The organism is Thermococcus henrietii, assembly GCF_900198835.1.
GTDB classification, from domain to species: Archaea; Methanobacteriota_B; Thermococci; order Thermococcales; family Thermococcaceae; genus Thermococcus; species Thermococcus henrietii.
Genome location: NZ_LT900021.1, coordinates 920,678 through 938,413 on the forward strand (window position 1 = coordinate 920,678; position 17,736 = coordinate 938,413).

General features: G+C 55.1%; 19 protein-coding genes. 13 read left to right on the forward strand and 6 right to left on the reverse strand.

The window, feature by feature from the left end:
- Position 1 precedes the first annotated feature (1 nt).
- The 6 genes from CS910_RS05100 to CS910_RS05125 form a co-directional block, all read right to left on the reverse strand.
- Positions 2 to 394: a HEPN domain-containing protein gene (locus CS910_RS05100; RefSeq protein ID WP_099210031.1), complete on the reverse strand. Its 393-nt coding sequence runs from the start codon at positions 392 to 394 to the stop codon at positions 2 to 4.
- The gene (locus CS910_RS05105) at positions 391 to 717 is read right to left on the reverse strand and encodes a nucleotidyltransferase family protein (protein ID WP_099210032.1); all 327 of its coding nucleotides are present in this window, start codon (positions 715 to 717) and stop codon (positions 391 to 393) included. Before CS910_RS05105 ends, CS910_RS05100 begins: the two co-directional genes overlap by 4 nt.
- Positions 718 to 759: 42 nt before the next feature.
- Complete coding sequence (gene hypF / locus CS910_RS05110; protein ID WP_099210033.1) at positions 760 to 3,078, reverse strand: carbamoyltransferase HypF; 2,319 nt, start codon at positions 3,076 to 3,078, stop codon at positions 760 to 762.
- A gap of 93 nt (positions 3,079 to 3,171) precedes the next feature.
- Complete coding sequence (hypD, locus tag CS910_RS05115; protein ID WP_099210034.1) at positions 3,172 to 4,281, reverse strand: hydrogenase formation protein HypD; 1,110 nt, start codon at positions 4,279 to 4,281, stop codon at positions 3,172 to 3,174.
- A 1-nt stretch (position 4,282) separates the two neighbouring features.
- Positions 4,283 to 4,543, reverse strand: a complete 261-nt coding sequence (locus tag CS910_RS05120; protein WP_099210035.1) for a HypC/HybG/HupF family hydrogenase formation chaperone — start codon at positions 4,541 to 4,543, stop codon at positions 4,283 to 4,285.
- 44 nt (positions 4,544 to 4,587) lie between these two features.
- Positions 4,588 to 4,842: a HypC/HybG/HupF family hydrogenase formation chaperone gene (locus CS910_RS05125; RefSeq protein WP_099210036.1), complete on the reverse strand. Its 255-nt coding sequence runs from the start codon at positions 4,840 to 4,842 to the stop codon at positions 4,588 to 4,590.
- A gap of 69 nt (positions 4,843 to 4,911) precedes the next feature.
- On the opposite strand from CS910_RS05125, the gene CS910_RS05130 reads away from it, so the two are divergent.
- From CS910_RS05130 to mobA, 13 genes are all read left to right on the forward strand, one after another.
- Positions 4,912 to 5,289: a DUF302 domain-containing protein gene (locus CS910_RS05130; RefSeq protein WP_223211974.1), complete on the forward strand. Its 378-nt coding sequence runs from the start codon at positions 4,912 to 4,914 to the stop codon at positions 5,287 to 5,289.
- Between the two features lie 99 nt (positions 5,290 to 5,388).
- Entirely contained in the window at positions 5,389 to 5,982 is a 594-nt protein-coding gene (locus tag CS910_RS05135) for a TetR/AcrR family transcriptional regulator (protein WP_099210037.1), read from the forward strand.
- Between the two features lie 117 nt (positions 5,983 to 6,099).
- Positions 6,100 to 8,157, forward strand: coding sequence for a formate dehydrogenase subunit alpha (gene fdhF, locus CS910_RS05140; protein WP_099210038.1), 2,058 nt, complete (start codon positions 6,100 to 6,102; stop codon positions 8,155 to 8,157).
- A 10-nt stretch (positions 8,158 to 8,167) separates the two neighbouring features.
- Complete coding sequence (locus CS910_RS05145) at positions 8,168 to 8,665, forward strand: 4Fe-4S dicluster domain-containing protein (protein WP_042688855.1); 498 nt, start codon at positions 8,168 to 8,170, stop codon at positions 8,663 to 8,665.
- Between the two features lie 44 nt (positions 8,666 to 8,709).
- Entirely contained in the window at positions 8,710 to 10,158 is a 1,449-nt protein-coding gene (locus CS910_RS05150; protein WP_099210039.1) for a proton-conducting transporter transmembrane domain-containing protein, read from the forward strand.
- A gap of 4 nt (positions 10,159 to 10,162) precedes the next feature.
- Entirely contained in the window at positions 10,163 to 12,184 is a 2,022-nt protein-coding gene (locus CS910_RS05155) for a proton-conducting transporter transmembrane domain-containing protein (protein WP_223211930.1), read from the forward strand.
- A 4-nt stretch (positions 12,185 to 12,188) separates the two neighbouring features.
- A complete protein-coding gene (locus CS910_RS05160) occupies positions 12,189 to 13,112 on the forward strand; it encodes a respiratory chain complex I subunit 1 family protein (protein WP_223211931.1) in 924 nt (307 codons plus the stop codon).
- Positions 13,113 to 13,115: 3 nt separating this feature from the next.
- Entirely contained in the window at positions 13,116 to 14,915 is a 1,800-nt protein-coding gene (locus CS910_RS05165) for a hydrogenase large subunit (RefSeq protein ID WP_099210041.1), read from the forward strand.
- Positions 14,915 to 15,520: a 4Fe-4S dicluster domain-containing protein gene (locus CS910_RS05170; protein WP_099210042.1), complete on the forward strand. Its 606-nt coding sequence runs from the start codon at positions 14,915 to 14,917 to the stop codon at positions 15,518 to 15,520. The genes CS910_RS05165 and CS910_RS05170 overlap by 1 nt, the downstream gene beginning before the upstream one ends.
- Positions 15,520 to 16,347 (forward strand): NADH-quinone oxidoreductase subunit B family protein, encoded by an 828-nt coding sequence (locus CS910_RS05175; RefSeq protein ID WP_173866226.1) that lies wholly within the window; start codon positions 15,520 to 15,522, stop codon positions 16,345 to 16,347. Before CS910_RS05170 ends, CS910_RS05175 begins: the two co-directional genes overlap by 1 nt.
- Position 16,348: 1 nt before the next feature.
- The gene (locus tag CS910_RS05180; RefSeq protein WP_223211932.1) at positions 16,349 to 16,666 is read left to right on the forward strand and encodes a hypothetical protein; all 318 of its coding nucleotides are present in this window, start codon (positions 16,349 to 16,351) and stop codon (positions 16,664 to 16,666) included.
- 39 nt (positions 16,667 to 16,705) lie between these two features.
- Positions 16,706 to 17,152 (forward strand): nucleotidyltransferase, encoded by a 447-nt coding sequence (locus CS910_RS05185; RefSeq protein ID WP_099210045.1) that lies wholly within the window; start codon positions 16,706 to 16,708, stop codon positions 17,150 to 17,152.
- Positions 17,149 to 17,724, forward strand: coding sequence for a molybdenum cofactor guanylyltransferase MobA (gene mobA, locus CS910_RS05190; protein WP_099210046.1), 576 nt, complete (start codon positions 17,149 to 17,151; stop codon positions 17,722 to 17,724). The genes CS910_RS05185 and mobA overlap by 4 nt, the downstream gene beginning before the upstream one ends.
- The last annotated feature ends 12 nt before the right edge of the window (positions 17,725 to 17,736 follow it).

Consider the following 17,736-nt stretch of genomic DNA (forward strand, 5'->3'; position numbering starts at 1 on the left):
TTCAACCCTCCAGAAAGCCTTTCGAAGTTAGATAGCGCCTCGTAAATTCGAGGAACTCTTCGGCGCGCCGTATGTTTTCGCGCGCCTCTTCCTCGGTTATATCAACCACGAAGGAGTAATCCGCGGTCTGCCTGAGATTAAACGCGGTTCGAAGGTGTGTGAAAAACTTGTGGGAAACTTCTCCAGTCTTCACGAACTCCCTGCCGAGGAGCGCTATGACTGCGGAATGCTTCGAAACCCTTATCCCCTTCGTCAGCAAAATAGCCTCTGCGCAGTAGAACATTGTGTAGTACGCCCTTGAGAGCGCGAAGGCATAAAACCCCTTCTCCAGCAACGTCTTTGATGCCTCAAGGCTCCTCTCTGCTTTTTTCAGGATCTCCTCGTACCCGCTCATACCTTGACACCTTCCGCGTAAACGTTCTGAATCAGCGGGTCGTGCTCCATTCTGGGATTAATCGGGTAAACGATGAGCGAGACAACTAACCCTTTCTCCAGAACGTATTCCTCTGTGATTTCACTGAGTTGGTCGTGCTCTTCGAGCGTTAGCCTTCTCCTTACCATGACAATCACGTCAACGTCGCTGTCTTCTTTAGCTTCGCCCCTCGCGTACGAGCCGAAGAGGATAACCTCGACTAAGTCGTCGCCGAGGATTTCGATGAGCTTTTCCTTCACCTCGCGCAGGATTTCGAGGAGCTCTTCCCTCGGGATTACGGGCATCGTTTTTCCCTCAGATAACTTTCCATCTTTCCACTTAAACCTTCACAGCATCAAATCCTCCCTCGTCAGGTAGCCCTCCAGGTACAGCCCGCCGAGGAAGGCCTGGCCGACGTTTATCCCGTTGTCCCCGCGCGGGACCTCCGTTGTAACGTGGAACTTAAGGCCCGACGCCTCAACAGCTTTCCTCACGGTCTTGACCATGGGCTCGTTGTAAGCGACACCACCGCTCATTACGACGTCCTTCACGCCGAACTCCTTAGCTTTCTCGATGGCAACCCCCGCAAAGACCCTGGCGAGGGCCAGGTGAACCGAGTAAGCGATGTCCGCCGGCGAGGCCTTTTCGAGGAGATCCAGCGCCTGCACGAACAGCTCCTCGACCTTTAGGAGTTCCCCCTCCACAGGCACCTCGAACTTGAGGTCGTTCTTGCCCTTCATCGCGAAGCTCTCGAGCTTCATCGCCGGCTCGCCCTCGTAGTGCCTTCTGTAGGCCACGTTGAGCAGAACCGACAGGGCGTCGAGAACCCTTCCGGCTGATGAAGCGTAGGCGAGGTTTATCCCCTTGGCGAGCTGGTTCAGGGCGACTGAGAACTCCACCTCGCCGTACTTTAAGCTCCCTATCGCCTTCGGACAGCACTTCCTTATGACCCCTTCAAGCTCCTCAACGCTGTAGACCTTGCTCAGGATTCCCATCAGAGCCCTGAGAGGGTAGTAACTCGCCAGGTCTCCGCCGGGAAGCGGGTAGTAGTCTATATGAGCCAGCCTCTCCACGTCCTCGTAGCCGAGGTAGAGCACCTCACCGCCCCACGTGTTGCCATCGGTTCCGTAGCCCACTCCGTCAACGGCTATTCCTACAGCTGATTCGAGGTTCTTCTCGGCTAAGACACTCGCTATGTGGGCGTAGTGGTGCTGAACCTGGAGCAACTCGACGTTCAGCTCGTTCGCTAGCTCCATAGCGAGCTTTGTCGTGTTGTAGGTTGGGTGGAGGTCGGCAACGATTAAATCGAACTCCTTAACCCTTAGGATTCTCTTGAAGTGCCCTATCGCTTCCCTCATGAACTCAAGAACCTCGACCTTTCCGGTGTTGCCGATGTACTGGCTCGGGTAGACCTTTCCGTTTTTAGCAACTCCAAAGGCGTTCATCAGCTCCGCACCGACCGCCAAACCGCGGTAGCTGAAGGGAATCTCTATCGGGAGGGGCACAAAACCTCTGCTTCTCCTAATAACGGCCCTCCTTCCGTCAACGAAGCGAACCACGCTGTCGTCCGCGCGGTTGAGTATCTTCCTGTTGTGGAGCAGGAAGTAGTCGGCCACCCCTTTCAGCTCCTCGAAGGCCCTGTCGTTGTCCTTGACCATCGGCATTCCCGGGTAGTTCGCCGAGGTCATCACGTAGACCTTCGTCTTGCTCCAGTGGAAGAGTATGTAGTGCGTTCCCGCGTAGGGGAGCATGACGCCGATTGTATGCAAGCCGGGCGCGAGGTTCTCGGGCAGGGGGAAGGGTTCCCTCTTGCGGAGCGTCACGATGGGTCTTCTATAGCTGGTCAGCTCCTCCTCTTCAGCGTTGCTAACGTAGGCGAAGCTCTTGACCGTCTCAAGGCTATCTGCCATTATCGCGAAGGGCTTCTGGGGCCTGAAGGTTCTCTTCCTCAGCTCGGCAACGACGTCTTCCCTTGTCGCGTCGCACGCCAGATGGATTCCGCCGATTCCCTTGATGGCCACTATGTAGCCCTTATCAATCAGCTCCGCCGCCTTCCTCAGCGGGTCGCCCGTGATTTCCTCCCCGTCGCTCGTGTAGAGACGGTAGCTCGGCCCGCAAACGGGACAGCAGACGGGTTCAGCATGGTAGCGCCTGTTCAGGGGGTCTTTATACTCGCTCTCGCAGAAGTCGCACATCGGAAATTCCTTCATCGTCGTGTTCTCGCGGTCGTAGGGCAAGTCCTCGATGATTGTGAACCTCGGCCCGCAGTTGGTGCAGACGATGAATGGGTACATGTAGCGCTTGTTCGTCGGGTCGAAAAGTTCTCTCAGGCAGTCCTCGCAGATGGCTATGTCGGGCGGAATTATCGAGTCCCCACCGCTTCCGCCCTTCGAGCTTTTCTCGATGTAGAAGCGGTCGAAGCCCTGGGGCGGGATTTCCTTCTTCTCGAGCCTGTCAACCCTCGCGAGGGGAGGTTTTTTCCGGTAGATGTCCTTGATGAATGCCTCTATGTCCTCTTCCCGGCCCTCTACGACTATCTCGACTCCGGCATCGCCGAGGTTCTTGACGTAGCCCCTCAGGTTGTGCTCGTGCGCTATGCGGTAAATGAACGGCCTGAATCCAACGGCCTGAACGATGCCCTGAACGTGAATACGGTAAGCCTTCATGCCCACCCACCGGTTTTCTTTCCACTTTTAGGGCCTTTATAGGTTTCCAAAACCAAAAGTTGAAAACGAGAGTGGAGTTTTGAACCTTTGGTGTTAGAACAACGCCCCGTACTTGTAGAATATCGAGCACGTTCCCTCGTAGGACACCATGCACGGCCCTATCGGGTGCCTCGGCGTGCAGGTCTTTCCGAAGTGCGGGCACTGTGGTGGTAGGGCCAGTCCCCTGAGGATTGCCCCGCAGAGACAGCCCTTTTCGAGGTCGGGGAGCTTCGGGACTTCGGGGTCGTAGTAGGTCCTTATCTCGAGCTCCTTCCACTCCTTCCTCAGTTCGAGACCGCTCTTGGGCATGACCCCGAGGGCGCGCCACCTCGCGTCCTTGACCTCGAAGAACCCCTCTATGAGCTTCTGGGCAACGACGTTGCCCTCGTATTTAACGGAGCGGGTGTACTCGTTGATTATCTTCGCCTCTCCGGCCTTCACCATTCTGATGAGGTAGAGTATCGCGAGGAGCATGTCAACCGGCTCGAAACCGGCTATAACCTGCGGGACGCCGTACTTCTCGGTTATCGGCTCCCAGCCCTTGACGCCTATTATAACCGAGACGTGGCCGGGGTCAATGAGCCCGTGGAAGCGCGTTCCCTGCTTTATAAGGACCTCAACCGCCGGTGGCGTGAGCCTGTGAACCGAGTAAATCTTGAAGTTCTCCAGCTCCTCCTGGGCAACGACGTTGAGCATTCCCGCGGCCGGGGCTGTGGTCGTCTCGAAGCCCGGAGAGAAGTGAACCACCGTCCTGTCGGGGTTCTCCTTGGCTATGCGGTAGGTGTCGTAGATTGAGTACACGACCCTGATGTCGTAGCCCTCGCTCTTCAAATCGGCGAAGCTTCCCCTCGGCGTCGGAATCTTGTACATGTCGCCGAAGGTCGTCATGATTATTCTGTCGCCCTCCTCGTAGGCCTGGCGCATTATCTCCATCATCTTGACGATGTCCTCGACCGGGGTTATACAGACCGGACAGCCCGGCCCGCTGAGTATCTTGACGTTCTCCGGGAGAAGAGAGCGGATTCCGGTTCTCGTTACGGTGTCCTCGTGGGTTCCGCAGACGTGCATGAAGCGGACCTCGTCGAGGCCCTTCGCCTCCTCGTGGATTTTCTTCACTATCTTCTGAGCGAGCTCCCTGTCCCTGAATTTATCCAGCGTCCCCATTTCAATCACCCGGGTAGTAGTAGCCGCCTATCGCGTCCTTTTCGAGCTTGAAGACCTCGTCCCAGGCGTTGAGTATTTCCTTCGCGGTCTCTTCATCAACGCGCTCGATGATGAAGCCGGTGTGAATCAGCACGTATTCACCGGGCTTGACGTCGGGCATCAAATCAATCCTGGCCTCTCTCTTGACGCCTCCGAAGTCCACCCACGCGGTTCCCTTCTCCCTGTCAACCTCCAAAACCTTCGCAACGGTCGCCAGACACATGAGCTTCACCTACCTCGGGTTGTCCTGCCCGTTATTTAGCCTTTCTAAAACCTCCGGTTTGAAACCGTGAAGGTCAGCTCGAGCTTTCTTGAGCGGTGGTATGAGCACCTCGCGAGGGTCTCCTCGGCCTCGCTCCTGCTGACCTTCTCAAGAACTATGCCGTAGTAAATCTTCACGTAGTCCCCGGGTTTCACGTCCTTTACGAAGTCCAGCCTCGCTTCCTTGAGCTGGCCGTCCACGTCGACTATCGCCCTTCCGTTCCTTACCTCGAGGACCCTCCCCGCGAGCATCAGGGCCATGGTTATCAACCAAAGGTGATAGAAAACGATTTATAGACCTTTTCCTGACCAGTCAGTCAGGTGATTCGGATGGACATGGGACAGATGATTAACGCCGGAAAGAGCAAGTACCCCTACGAGGAGACCATAGAGAAGATTAAGGCCAAGGTTGAGGAGATTGGATGGAGCGTTGTTGCCGAGCACGACATGGAGAAGAAAGTCGGTGTTAGGGTTTACATCATCGAGGTCTGCAACAAGGACTTCGCTAAAAAGGCCCTTGAGAAGCCCGAGAACCGCTGGATTTCTGCCTTTATGCCGTGCCGTCTGGCGGTTGCAGACAACCCCGATGGGGTTTACGTTTACGGTATGAACATGAGTGCCTTTGCGGGAATGGCCCCGGGCGAGCTTGCCGAGATTCTCAAGAAAGTTTCGGAGGTTGACGAGGCCATTCTCAGTTCGGTTCTTTGAGTGCCTCTTTTTCCATCCTCTCCGGCGGAAAGTTTAAATTCTCCTCCTGCACATAATTGTCCATAACGTTAAATGACCAAATGGTCAGAAGTGGTGGGCATGGCTACGAAGTCTCCCGGTAAAACCCGTGAGAAACTCGTATCGTCTGCAATGGAACTCTTCGCGAAAAAGGGTTTCGATAAGACCACGGTAGACGAGATAGTCGCCAGGGCCGGAGTTGCTAAGGGCACCTTCTACCTCTACTTCAAGAGCAAAGACGACCTCATAAAGGAGCTCGCCTTTGAGGTAATGCCCATAATGGCCATGCCCTCCCTCAACGACCCCTACATAACGGTCTCGTTCCCAACCCTGGAGAGCTACCTCCTCCAGCTTGGGGAAGAGTTCCTCGAGTTCTACTCGGAGAGCTATCGGGCGGAAATCTTCTTCCACATGCTCTCGGTCCGGGAAAGAATGAAGAGCATAGATGAAATCTACCGTCAGTCCTGCTCCGAGCTCCTGAGAGAGGGAGCGAGGAGGATTACTGCATACGTCAAGGTTGGTTTTGAGGACGCGCTTATAGCGTTTCAGGTCTTCATAGCCTCTCTCATGCACTACCTTCACGCCAAGGAGTGCATAGGTCTCTCCGGGGAGCACTACCTGAGGAGGATTGTTAAGGTGGTGTTGAACCACCTCCGCCTCTCCGCGAGCGTGTGATTCTGTTTAACGTTTCTTTATTGGTAAAATTCTTTTGTTTTCCATCATATCAGAAAACTATTTAAGGTTTTGACGACGAGCCTAAATGACTGGTCAGTCATTAGAAGGGTGATAGCCATGGCCGAGAAACTCGTGCCCGTAGTGTGTCCCTGGTGTTCAGTCGGCTGTCGCTTTTACGCGGTCAGCGTGAACGGCTACATCAGGAAGATTGAATTCGACTACGACCACCCCACCGTCAACCGCGGAAAGCTCTGCCCGAAGGGCGTTGCCTCCTACCAGTTCATCAACAGCCCCAAGAGACTTAAGAAGCCCCTCAAGCGCGTTGGTGAGAAGGGAGAAGGAAAGTTCGAGGAGATAAACTGGAGCGAAGCTTACAAGATAATCGCCGAGAAGATTAAGGAAATCAAGGAAACCTACGGTCCCGAGGCTATAGCATTCCTCGCTAGCGAGAAGATAACCTTCGAGGAGAACTACCTCGTCCACAAGCTGTCGAAGGCGATAGGGACCAACCACCTCGACTTCCCGGGAAGGTACTGCCAGTACTCCAACAGCCCCGCGAGAACGGCTGTCTTCGGTAGCTCGGCCGCGACCAATCCATTCGAGGACGTTGCCAAAGCCGAGTTTATTCTGATTTGGGGCCACAACCCCGCTGAGACGGCACCTGTTTTCTTCGGTCAGTACATTGAGAAGGCCGTCCTCGACAACGGCGCCGAGATGGTCGTCATAGACCCGCGCGCGACGAGGGGCCACAAGTACGCGAGCATGCACCTCAAGCCTTACCCTGGAACCGACCTCGCGATAGCCCTGGCCATGCTCAACGTCGTCATAAGCGAGGAGCTCTACGACAAGGAGTTCGTCAACGAGAGGACGACCGGCTTCGAGGAGCTCAAGGAGGCCGTCAAGGAGTACACACCGGAGTGGGCTGAGAAGATAAGCGGCGTTCCCGCAGAGGACATAAGGAAGGTTGCGAGGCTCTTCGCCACCAAGAGAACTGCCCTCTTCGTCAACGAGGGCATGAACCAGCACGTCAACGGTTTTGAGATGGCGGTGGCCCTCGCTGACCTCGTGGCCATCACCGGCAACATAGGCAAAGAGGGCGTCTGGAGCGGTGTCTTCCCAGGTGCCCAGTGCGGGTTCTGTGCCGCAATGACCGGCATCGCTCCGAACAAGCTCCCGACCGGCAAGCTCGTCACCGACGAGGCCGCGAGGGCTGAAGTCGAGAGGCTCTGGGGCTTCAATATACCCGACTGGGTCGGCCTCGACTTAACCAACATGATACGCGAGATGGGCAACAAGATTAGGATGATGTACATCGTCGGCGGCAACATCGCCAAGTCGGCCCCGAACAGCAAGTGGGTCAGGGAACAACTCAAGAAGCTCGACTTCCTGGTTGTGCAGGACATATTCCTCACCGAGACGGCTAAATACGCTGACATAGTTCTCCCTGCCGCGGCCTGGTTTGAGAAGACTGGAACGGCAATAAGCGCCGAGAGAAGGGTCCAGAGGAGCTACAAGGCTGCGAACCCGCCCGGAGAGGCTAAGCCCGACTGGCTTATCCTAGTTGAGCTCGCCAAGGAGCTCGGCCTCGGCGAGTACTTCAAGTACGAGCACCCGGATGAGATTCTCAGGGAGATAAACAGCGTTATTCCGCTCTTCAAGGGAGCAACTCCGGAATATCTCGCGGAGCACCCCGAGGGATGCTTCTTCCCGTGCATCGAGCCCGGTGAGGGAACGAAGGTCCTCTTCAAGAAGGGCTTCAAGACGAGTGATGGAAAGGCCCACCTCCAGCCCGTTGGCTGGCGTGAGCCGCCGGAGAAGCCCGACGAGGAGTATCCGCTCTGGCTCACCAACTTCAGGTTCGTCGGCCACTGGCACACGGGAACCATGTCCTTCGAGAGTCCGAGCCTTGAGAAGCGCTGGCCAGAGGAGTACGTCATGATTAACCCGAAGGACGCCGAGAAGTACGGCATAAGGAACGGGGACCTCGTCAAGGTCGAGACCAGGCGCGGAAGCGTTCTCGTCAGGGCAGAGGTTACTGACCACGTCAGGGAGGGCGTTATCGCGATGCCGAACCACTGGAACATCAACGTTCTGACCCTTGAGACCATCCACGAGAAGACCAAGATGGCCGAGCTCAAGGCCGTCGCGGCCAGGATTAGGAAGGTGGAGGAGTGAGGTGGTTGGAATGAGCAAGAAGATTTTCCTCGACTATAAGCGCTGTATCGGCTGTAAGGCCTGTGAAGTGGCCTGTGAAATGACTCACGGCGAGGCAAGGATACGGGTCTTCGAGTTCCCCGACCTCTTCACCGTTCCCTTCAACTGCCGCCACTGTGAAAAGGCTCCATGCGAAAACGTCTGTCCGACTGGGGCGCTCTTCAGGGACGAGGACGGCGCGGTTGCCTTTGACCCGCTCAAGTGTATCGGTTGTCTCATGTGTGCCGTTGCCTGTCCATTTGGAATTCCAAAGCTCGACGAGGAGAACAAGATTATGGATAAGTGCGACCTCTGTTCCGACAGAAGAGCGGAAGGAAAGCTTCCAGCGTGTGTCTCGGCCTGTCCAACGGAGGCCCTGCTCTACGGTGACATGAACGAGGTGCTTTGGAACAGGGAAGGAAAGATAGTGGCCAACTTGAAGAGCTCCGCCGAGAAGGGGGAGGGAGAAAAGGCCTACATCGTCCTCTGACATTATTTTTTGCGAAGGAAACCAAGGGTTAAAAACGAGAGGTGATGGGAGTGTACTATGTTCCGTTCCTGGTCTCAATGTTCCTCCCCTTTGTGCTACTCGTGGTTTGGAAGAGCGAGAGCAGGGGTACAGGGGTCTTTGCGGCAGTAATTTTTGGAATCTCTCTGGCGTTCAACGCCTGGGGAGCCTACCAGTATCTGACGAACGACTTAGGCAAGACGCTTCACGTTGCTTACATAACCTACGGAAACGCTGGGGAAATATTTGGTATTATTGTCGATGAGGTCTCGGTACTGATGGGCCTCGTGACCATGGTAGTGGCCTTCCTTGTAAGCTTGTATGCCATTGACTACATGAGCGAAAAGCACTCAGCAAATCCCTTTAAGGAGGGTAAAGGGAAATTCTTCGCCCTTCTTGGAGTTCTCGTTGCTTCTACGATGGTCTTCATCTACGGAACAAATCTCATCCAGTTCATAGTGTTCCTTGAGATAATCGCCCTTGCCCTTGACGACCTGATAAATACCTACGGAAACGCATCGCTCGACTCCCTCAAAGCATACCTCGTCTTGAACCTAGCGGTAGTCCTAATGATAATATCTTTCTTTGTACTCGGAAGCGGACAGGCGCTCTACAAGCTCGGTTCGGTAAGTGAATCCGCCAAACACACCGCCTTAGTGCTCATAGCCTTTGCGGCATTTGCAATGAGCTCACAGTTCTTCTTTTACTCCTGGCTTCCGAAGTCCACGAAGGGTCCAGTCCCAGTCTCGGCGTTAATCCACAGCGTTTCAGTCGTCTCACTTGGAATACTCCTCATGCTTAGGTTCATACAGTTTGGCGGGAAGTACGAGGGGCTGTTCTACATACTGGCAATTTTCTCAGTCTTCATGGTCGTTCTGATGATGTTTTACTACCCGATTCAGAGTGATCTCAAGACCCTCATAGCTTACTCGACGATAGGACAGGCGGCCATTGGCTTCATGACCTTGGCTTACGCTGCTTACGGTAGTTCCATAGGACTTCAAGTGGCGACGTATCAGGTCATCAACCATGCCTTCATCAAGTCGCTGGCGTTTCTCACGGCGGGAGCAATGGGATACTCCCTTGGAACAACCAACATGGCAAGGATAAAAGGCTTCGCAAAAAGCCTGCCTGCAGTAAGCGTTAGCTGGTTCTTGGCGATGTTCGGTCTGGCGGGGGTTCTGCCTATGGGAATGTTCTTCAGTAAGGCATACGAGACAATGACGAACGCTCACGCCCCGGGTGTGTTCTCTTGGCTCCTGCCAGTGCTGATACTCTTCGAGGCGGCGATACTCCTCGTCGTTGTGATGGTGTGGTTTAGGAGAATATTCTTTGGCTCAGAGATTTCACCGCAGCCCTCCGTTAGTCCAACAAAGCTCATGTACTTCGCAATGCTTGTGCTGATAATAGCCGGCACCGTTTCGCCGTGGGTGACCCTGAGTATCGTCAGCAAAATAGGATTCATAGCGGGGTGATATTATGCTGCCGTTGGAATACGCGATAATTGCCTTTATCATTGGTGCCTTTGCGGGTATCCTTAGGGATTATAGAGCCACCACTAAGGCCTCAAGCTTCATGGCGTTCCTCGGAGCACTGGCCCTGCTCTACCAAGTGTACTACGTCTACACCAACGGCCCGGTCAGCGGCAGTGTCTTCGGCCTTCCCGTTCACATAGACGGACTCTCCGCGATATTCCTGTTCATAGTGGGCATAGTGAGCCTTGGCTCGGCAATATTCGCAATAGGCTACATGGATCACCATGAGAAGAGGGGCAAGGGCTGGGTCTATGCGGTGGCCTACAACACTTTCATAGGCTCGATGGCCCTCGTCGTTACGGTCAGCAACCTCGAGTGGTTCGTGTTTTCCTGGGAGCTCATGACCCTCAGCTCGTTCGTGCTGATATTCTGGAAGGAGGAGAAGAAGGACCTCGACGCGAGCTTCAAGTACTACCTGACCATGCACTTCTTTGACACCATCCCGCTGTTCCTGCTCCTCGGTCTCGCGAGCGTCCTAACTGGCAGCATTCACAACCTCAGTTATTCGGCGATTCAGCAGGCCCTCGCAACGGCCTCACCCCTTCAGAGGGGACTGTTCTACGGCCTGTTCCTCATCGTGTTCATGACTAAAGCCGGTATAGTCCCGCTCCACTACTGGCTTCCAGACGCTCACCCTGCCGCTCCAAGCAACGTCTCAGCGCTCCTCAGTGGTATAATGATAAAGACCGCGGTCTACGGGCTTCTCCGCTTTGACTGGGGCATGGCCGGCTACAACACACTCCTCGGCTACATCGTTGCCGGACTTGGAATAGCAACCCTTACAGTGGGAACTCTCTACGCCCTCAGGGAAACGAACTCCAAGAGGCTATTGGCCTACCACAGCGTAGGTCAGATGGGGTACATCTGGCTCGGCATTGGAATAGGCATGGTTCTCATACCTCATGGGGGGACCCTCGCCGCTATCGGTGCCCTTGGAATGTTCGCGGGCCTCTTCCACGCGATAAACCACGCAATCTTCAAGGGTGCCCTCTTCCTTGAGGCAGGTGCGGTCGAGTACGCAACTGGAACCGTTGAGCTGAACGAGCTGGGTGGCCTTGGACCGCTCATGAAGAGCACTGCCCTTGCGACGTTCTTCGCTTCGATGGCAATAAGCGGAATACCACCCTTCAACGGCTTCATAAGCAAGTGGCTCATCTACGTCTCGGGCTTCCAGTCGGGCAACTACTTCCTCGCATTTGGAGCGGTCATGGCAGCCTTCATCAGCGCGGCCACGCTGGCTTCGTTCATCAAGTTCTACACGGCCCAGTTCGGCGGCGAGATGAAGCGCTACGAGCACGTTAAAGAGGTTCCGGCCGTTATGCAGCTCGGCGAGTGGATACTCGCGGCACTGACGCTCTTCATAGGGATATTCCCCTTCACGGTCGTTAAGTTCCTCAACGACGGCGTTGCTACCGTCAACCACGGATTAACTGCCCCGGTTACCCACAACGTCTACAAGATAGGCTTCAACTCGGTCACATTCCTGCCAATAGTCTTCATAATCCTCCTTGGCATCGTGTTCTTCATCGTCTACGCATACTTCAAGCCACTCAAGGGCCCAACGGCGAGGCCATGGGATTGCGGTGCCACGAGCATAAACGAGGACGAATACAAGGTGCTCGCCGAGGACTACTACCTCAAATACGAGGAGAAGATAGGGCACTTCTACGCCTTCACGGACTGGGCGTACTCCTTCGGAAAGGGCATAATAGACCACATCGTCAAGGCCTACCTCTGGATTGCGAGCTACTTCGTGAAGATAGTAGACACCCCGTACACGAAGATAGAGAAGGTCAGCGACCTCTACTCGCTTGAGGTTATGTACCTCGACGAGGAAACCTTCAGGCCAGTGGTCAGGCTGTTCAGGATAGTCAGGGACGTTCTTCCGGGTCTCAGGCTCGGGACGTTCATAGCACTGGCAATAATTGTTGTGGCCATAATCGTGGGAATCATAGTCTGGCTGTGAGGTGATGAAGATGAACGAATACGTTGGCTGGGCCTTCAAAATCGCGGGCGTTATCCTCTTCCTGTTGCTTCCTCCATATTTGGACGGAATAGCGAGAAGGGTCAAGGCGAGACTCCAGTACAGGCGCGGTCCCCCGCTCAGTCAGACCTGGTATGACCTCAAGAAGCTCTTCGCCATTCCCTCAGTCATTCCAACGAAGAGTGCGATTTTCAAGATAGCCCCGTACCTCGCCCTGGCATCGGCGATAACCGCGGCCCTGCTACTGCCCTACGGCGGCTACGTCCCGATAAACTACGGCTACAACCTGATAGTGTTCTTCTACGTCATAGTGATGGTCAGCGTCTTCATAATGCTCGGGGGCTTCAGCGTTCAGAGCGCCTTCAGCCACCTTGGCTCGGCGAGAGAAATGCAGCTCCTCCTTACCGTTGAGCCAATCCTCGCGGTGGTCTACGGCGTCCTCGCGTACAACGCGGGTTCCCTTAACATAGCCACTATATTCAACAACCTCCACCTCACTCCGTCGCTCATACTCGCCATCATAATACTCGCCTACGCGCTCTACGTGGAGAGCGGCTTCGTTCCCTTCGACATCGCCGAGGCCGAGCAGGAGGTCATTGGGGGACCCCTCAGCGAGTACAGCGGAAGGCTCCTCGGGGTCTTCTACTACGCGATATACATCAAACGCTTCGCCCTGCTATGGTTCTTCGTTAGCCTGATAACTTATCCTGTCATGAGACCCATAAACGACGTCATAACCTCAGTCGGCCTGTTCATAGTCCAGATACTCTTGACGATAGCGTTCTATCCAATAATAGCAGCCCTTGAGGCGACCAACGCAAGGCTCCGCATAGACCACGTTGTGAAGGTTAACGTTAAGATATTCTTCATAGGACTCGGTATCCTCGCAATGGCGTTCATGGGGTGGTGAAAAATGGTAACGACGAGGGATTTGGAGGCTCACTTTGAATTTGAATGCAAGGCGTGTGAAAACGGCCACTGTGCAAAGGCGGACGTTGAGACAATCCTCTCGGAAAGGGAGGGCCTCAAGGAGTTTTACGAGGCCTTCAAAGAGCACATCAAGGAATGTAAGAGGATGACCTACGGTCAGTACATGTTTGTCATCGACAGGGAAGTCCTTCCAGAGGCGGTCCTCTGGTGGCACAACCACCCTGAGTTCAAGGAGACCCACATGTCAACCGCCGTTGGGACCGACGAGAGACCACTAAACGGTAAGTTCGTTTATATGCCTTTTATCAATGTCCAGGTTGAACATAAGAACATGGATAGAAACTATTGGGTCTTCCTCAGAACCTACCTCCCGGCCGACGACCCAAGCTTCCCGAGCGTTGCCGAGAAGCTTCCAGCCGCACTCTGGATAGAGAGAGAAGTTAAGGATTTACTTGGCCTTAACCCGATTGGCCATCCAGATCCGAGAAGACTCATTCTACCTGAGGACTTCCCCGATGGGGTATACCCGCTTAGAAAGGACATGGACTACAAGTATTCCCCGATAACTGATCCCAAGACTGAGTACCGTGAAACTCCTGAAGGGACTTCACTTGTTCCGATGGGTCCGGTTCACATGGGTATAGAGGAGCCGGCCCACTTCAGGCTCTTCGTCAAGGGTGAGGAGATAGTCGACGTGGACTACCGCGGCTTCTACTCCCACAGGGGAATCGAGAAGACCGGTGAGGGCAGACTTACCTACAACCAGGTTCTCTTCCTCGCCGAGAGAATCTGTGGAATCTGCGGATACCAGCACTCGGTAAGCTACGCTATGGCCGTTGAGCGTCTGGCCGACGTCGAAATCCCTGACAGGGCGCGCTACATAAGAACGCTGATGCTCGAACTGGAGAGAATTCACAACCACCTACTATGGGTTGGTATAGCAGCCCATATGGTGGGATTTGATACAGGCTTTATGCACGCTTGGCGCATTCGCGAGCCGGTCATGTGGCTCGTCGAGCGCTTAACCGGAAACAGGAAGCAGTACGGAATGAACATCGTCGGTGGAGTTAGAAGAGACATCCTCGACTACCGCAAGGAGGAGATACTCAAGGTCGTCAAGCAGATACGCGAGGAAACCAAGAAGTTCCTTGACATCGCCCTGAACACCAACACTTTCATCAAGCGCGCCGAGGGAGTCGGAATCCTGCCCTACAAAGTCGCCAAGGCCTACTCCGTCCTCGGACCGACCGCTCGCGCGAGCGGAAGGAAGATTGACACGAGGCTTGACCAGGCGACTAAAACGGCGATGGCCTACAACGAGGTTGACTTCAAGGTTCCTGTCTACAAGGAGGGCGATGTTCTGGCCAGGGTTCTCGTCAGGATGGACGAGCTCTTCGAGAGCCTCTGGATAGTGGAACAGCTCATAGACCAGATGCCCGAAGGAGACATAATGGTTCCAATCGGCGACCTGCCGGAGTACGAAGAAGCCCTTGGATTCACCGAGGCCCACCGCGGTGAGGTCGTCCACTACGTCATGACCGGCGAGAAGAACAAGGTCTACCGCTGGAAAGTCCGTGCCCCGACCTACAACAACCTGCCCGCCGTTCCGGAGATGCTCAAGGGCTACCACGTTGCCGATGCACCGCTCATCATAGCGAGCATTGACCCGTGCTACTCCTGTACCGAGAGAGTTCAGTTCGTCGACGTCCAGACCGGTAAGGTGAAGGTTCTCACCGAGGCCGAGTTCAACGAGCTCTCAATCAAGTACAGGGGGGTGTTCTGATGGCCGAGAGCCTCTCCTACACCGAGAAGCTCAAGAAGTGGGACCGCTTCGAGGTCGAGAAGTTCAGCAAGAAGGCCCCGGTCACCACTCCCTATCCTTTTATTGACATCGAGAAGCCACCCGAGTACCGCGGAATCCCGCACATCAACCCCGAGAAGTGCATAGGCTGTGGTGCCTGTGTCAACGCCTGCCCGCCCGATGCGCTAATCCTCGAGTGGGACAAGGAGCACGGCGTTAAGAGGCTCACCTTCAACGCGGCGAGATGTATAAGGTGCCACCGCTGTGTAGAAGTCTGCCCGACCGGTGCGATGGAACCAACAACCCGCTTCGAGATAGCGACCGACAACAAGGAAGATTTGGTCGAGGTCGTCGAGCACAAGCTCGCCTACTGCGAGGAGTGTGGCGAATACCTTGACTTCACCGAGAGGCAGATTGAGTACGTGAGGAACATCCTGCCAAAGGAAATCTTCGAGATGTACGCCCTTGAAGACAGACTCGGCCTGACCCAGGAGGCAAAGATGCGCAAGACCGTCGAGAAGCTCAGGGAGACCGAGGGAATTCCAGTCTCGGCCTTCATGCTCGTGAAGAAGGGGGGTGATGAGTGATGGCTCGTCTCAAGTCAGTGTGGGTCTACCACGTTGACGCCGGATCGTGTAACGGATGCGATATCGAAGTCCTGGACGTGCTGAGTCCATACTACGACGTTGAGAGGCTGGGAATCAAGGTGGTCCCCAACCCGAGGCACGCGGACGTCCTCTTCATCACCGGTCCGCTCACGAGGCAGACGAGGATAGCGCTCAAGAAGGCCTATGAGGCCATGCCGCCCAAGCCGAGGATAGTGGTCGCTATAGGAACCTGCGCCTCAAGCGGTGGAATCTTCTACAACAGCTACGCCCTCTACAACACCTCCCCCCAGCGCGGAAGGGACAGGCTCAGGAGCGGTGGACCTGAGATGATAGTGCCGATAGACATGTACATCCCCGGCTGTCCGCCGAGCCCGGAGGAGATACTCTACGGCGTCGCCCAGCTCCTCGGTCTCAAGGAGAAGAGAATGAAGGGCGAGTACTGGGTCGCGCTCCCGCCGAAGGAGACGCCCAAGGCCGAGAACGAGGTCGAGTTCAGAATCCCCGATAGGCCGATACCGCTCCGCTACTGGCTCACCCTTCGCGAGGAGCTCAGGCGTGTCATAGGTTACTACGACAGGGAGGCCGTTCTTGAGGACTTCATGGCCCTCGTCGAGAAGGCCTTCGAGAGCGAGGACCCAAGGGAGAAGCTCCACGACCTCGTCACCGGCTACTTCCTCAAGGAGAAGGACTCCAGGATAAAGGTCGCCATGCGCTTCCTCGAAAACGAGTTCTGGAAGCTGTACGACGAGTACCACTCCCTCGGCGAGGCCCTCAAGAAGAAGTACCCCGTGACGGCGGGTGTCTGAGGTGCCCTGGAAGCTCTACCGCTTCAAGTACGAGGACTACCCGGAGTACTCGGCGAGGATTACCGGCCACTATGCAGGCGACCTGCTAATCATCGAGGAGGAGGGCGAGCTGAGCGAGGAGGCGGTGAGGCTCATAAAGTCCGCTCTCGGAATAGACGAGAACGCGAGGGCCTTCGACATCGAGGTCAGGGACGTGCTGAGGCTTCCGATTAAGGAGTTGCCGGAGAATGACAGAAAGGTCCTGCTGGAGGCTTCCGAGAAGCTCGACTCCGAGAGCAAGCTTCACATCGAGTACCGCTACCAGCCGAACTTCGATTAAACTTTTATTTTCCCACAACTTTTCTCAGGAGGTGGTGAGATGAACGAAGAGATGCTGAAGAGGGCCAAGGAGGAGCTGATTCAAAGGGTGAAAGACTTCTACGGCGACAACCTTCTCTCGATAGTTTTCTACGGAAGGCACCTCCGCGACCCGAGCTTCCCAGAGATAGACGTGGTTGTAATCATCGATAAACCCTACGACCCGGTGAAGATGAACCGCATGGCCGACTTCGTGGAGAACATCCGCGACCCGATTGAGGAAAAGTACGGCTACCACGTCTCCTTCGAGCTCTACACGCGCGAGGAAGCCGAGAACTTCCACTCCGGCTACCTTGACGTCGTGGTTAACTACGAGGTCGCCTACGATAAGGATAACTACTTCCAGAACCTCATGAACGACATGCTGAACCCGAAGAAGGCGATGGATTACGTGAAGTACATCAGCACCATTGAGTACATCCAGCTGGACGAGGAGAGGGAGGAATGATTGGGGCAGTCTTGGCCGGCGGGAGGGGCAGGCGCTTCGGGGGCGACAAGCTACTCTACAAAATCAACGGCAGGCCTTTGATTCTTTACACCATCGAGAGGCTTGAAACCGCCAGAAGAATCGACGAGATAATCTTAGTTGCCTCGAAGAACAACGCGGAAAAGCTTGAGAGGCTCGGTTACCGTGTGGTCGTTGATGAGCTCCTTATAGGCCCGATGGGGGGCGTTTACACGGCCTTAAGCCTCGGTGATGCCTTCGTCGTTGCCGGCGACATGCCCCTCCTCGTCCCCGAGTTCATTGATTACATAATCGAAGAATTCGAGAATAGCGGAAAAATCGCCTGCGTGCCGAGGTGGGAGAACGGCTACCTCGAACCCCTCCACGCCACTTATTCCAGGGCCTTCCGCGAAATCCTTGAGGAGAAGATAAAAACCGGAAACTACGCCCTCAACAGGGCAATCCGCGAAGCTAATCCCTGCTACCTCCCGATAGAGTCCCTTCCAGAGGAGTGGCGCGAGAGCTTCTTCAACGTGAACACGAGGGAGGACTTGGGGAGGATTGGCGGAATTTGAGATATTGGATAT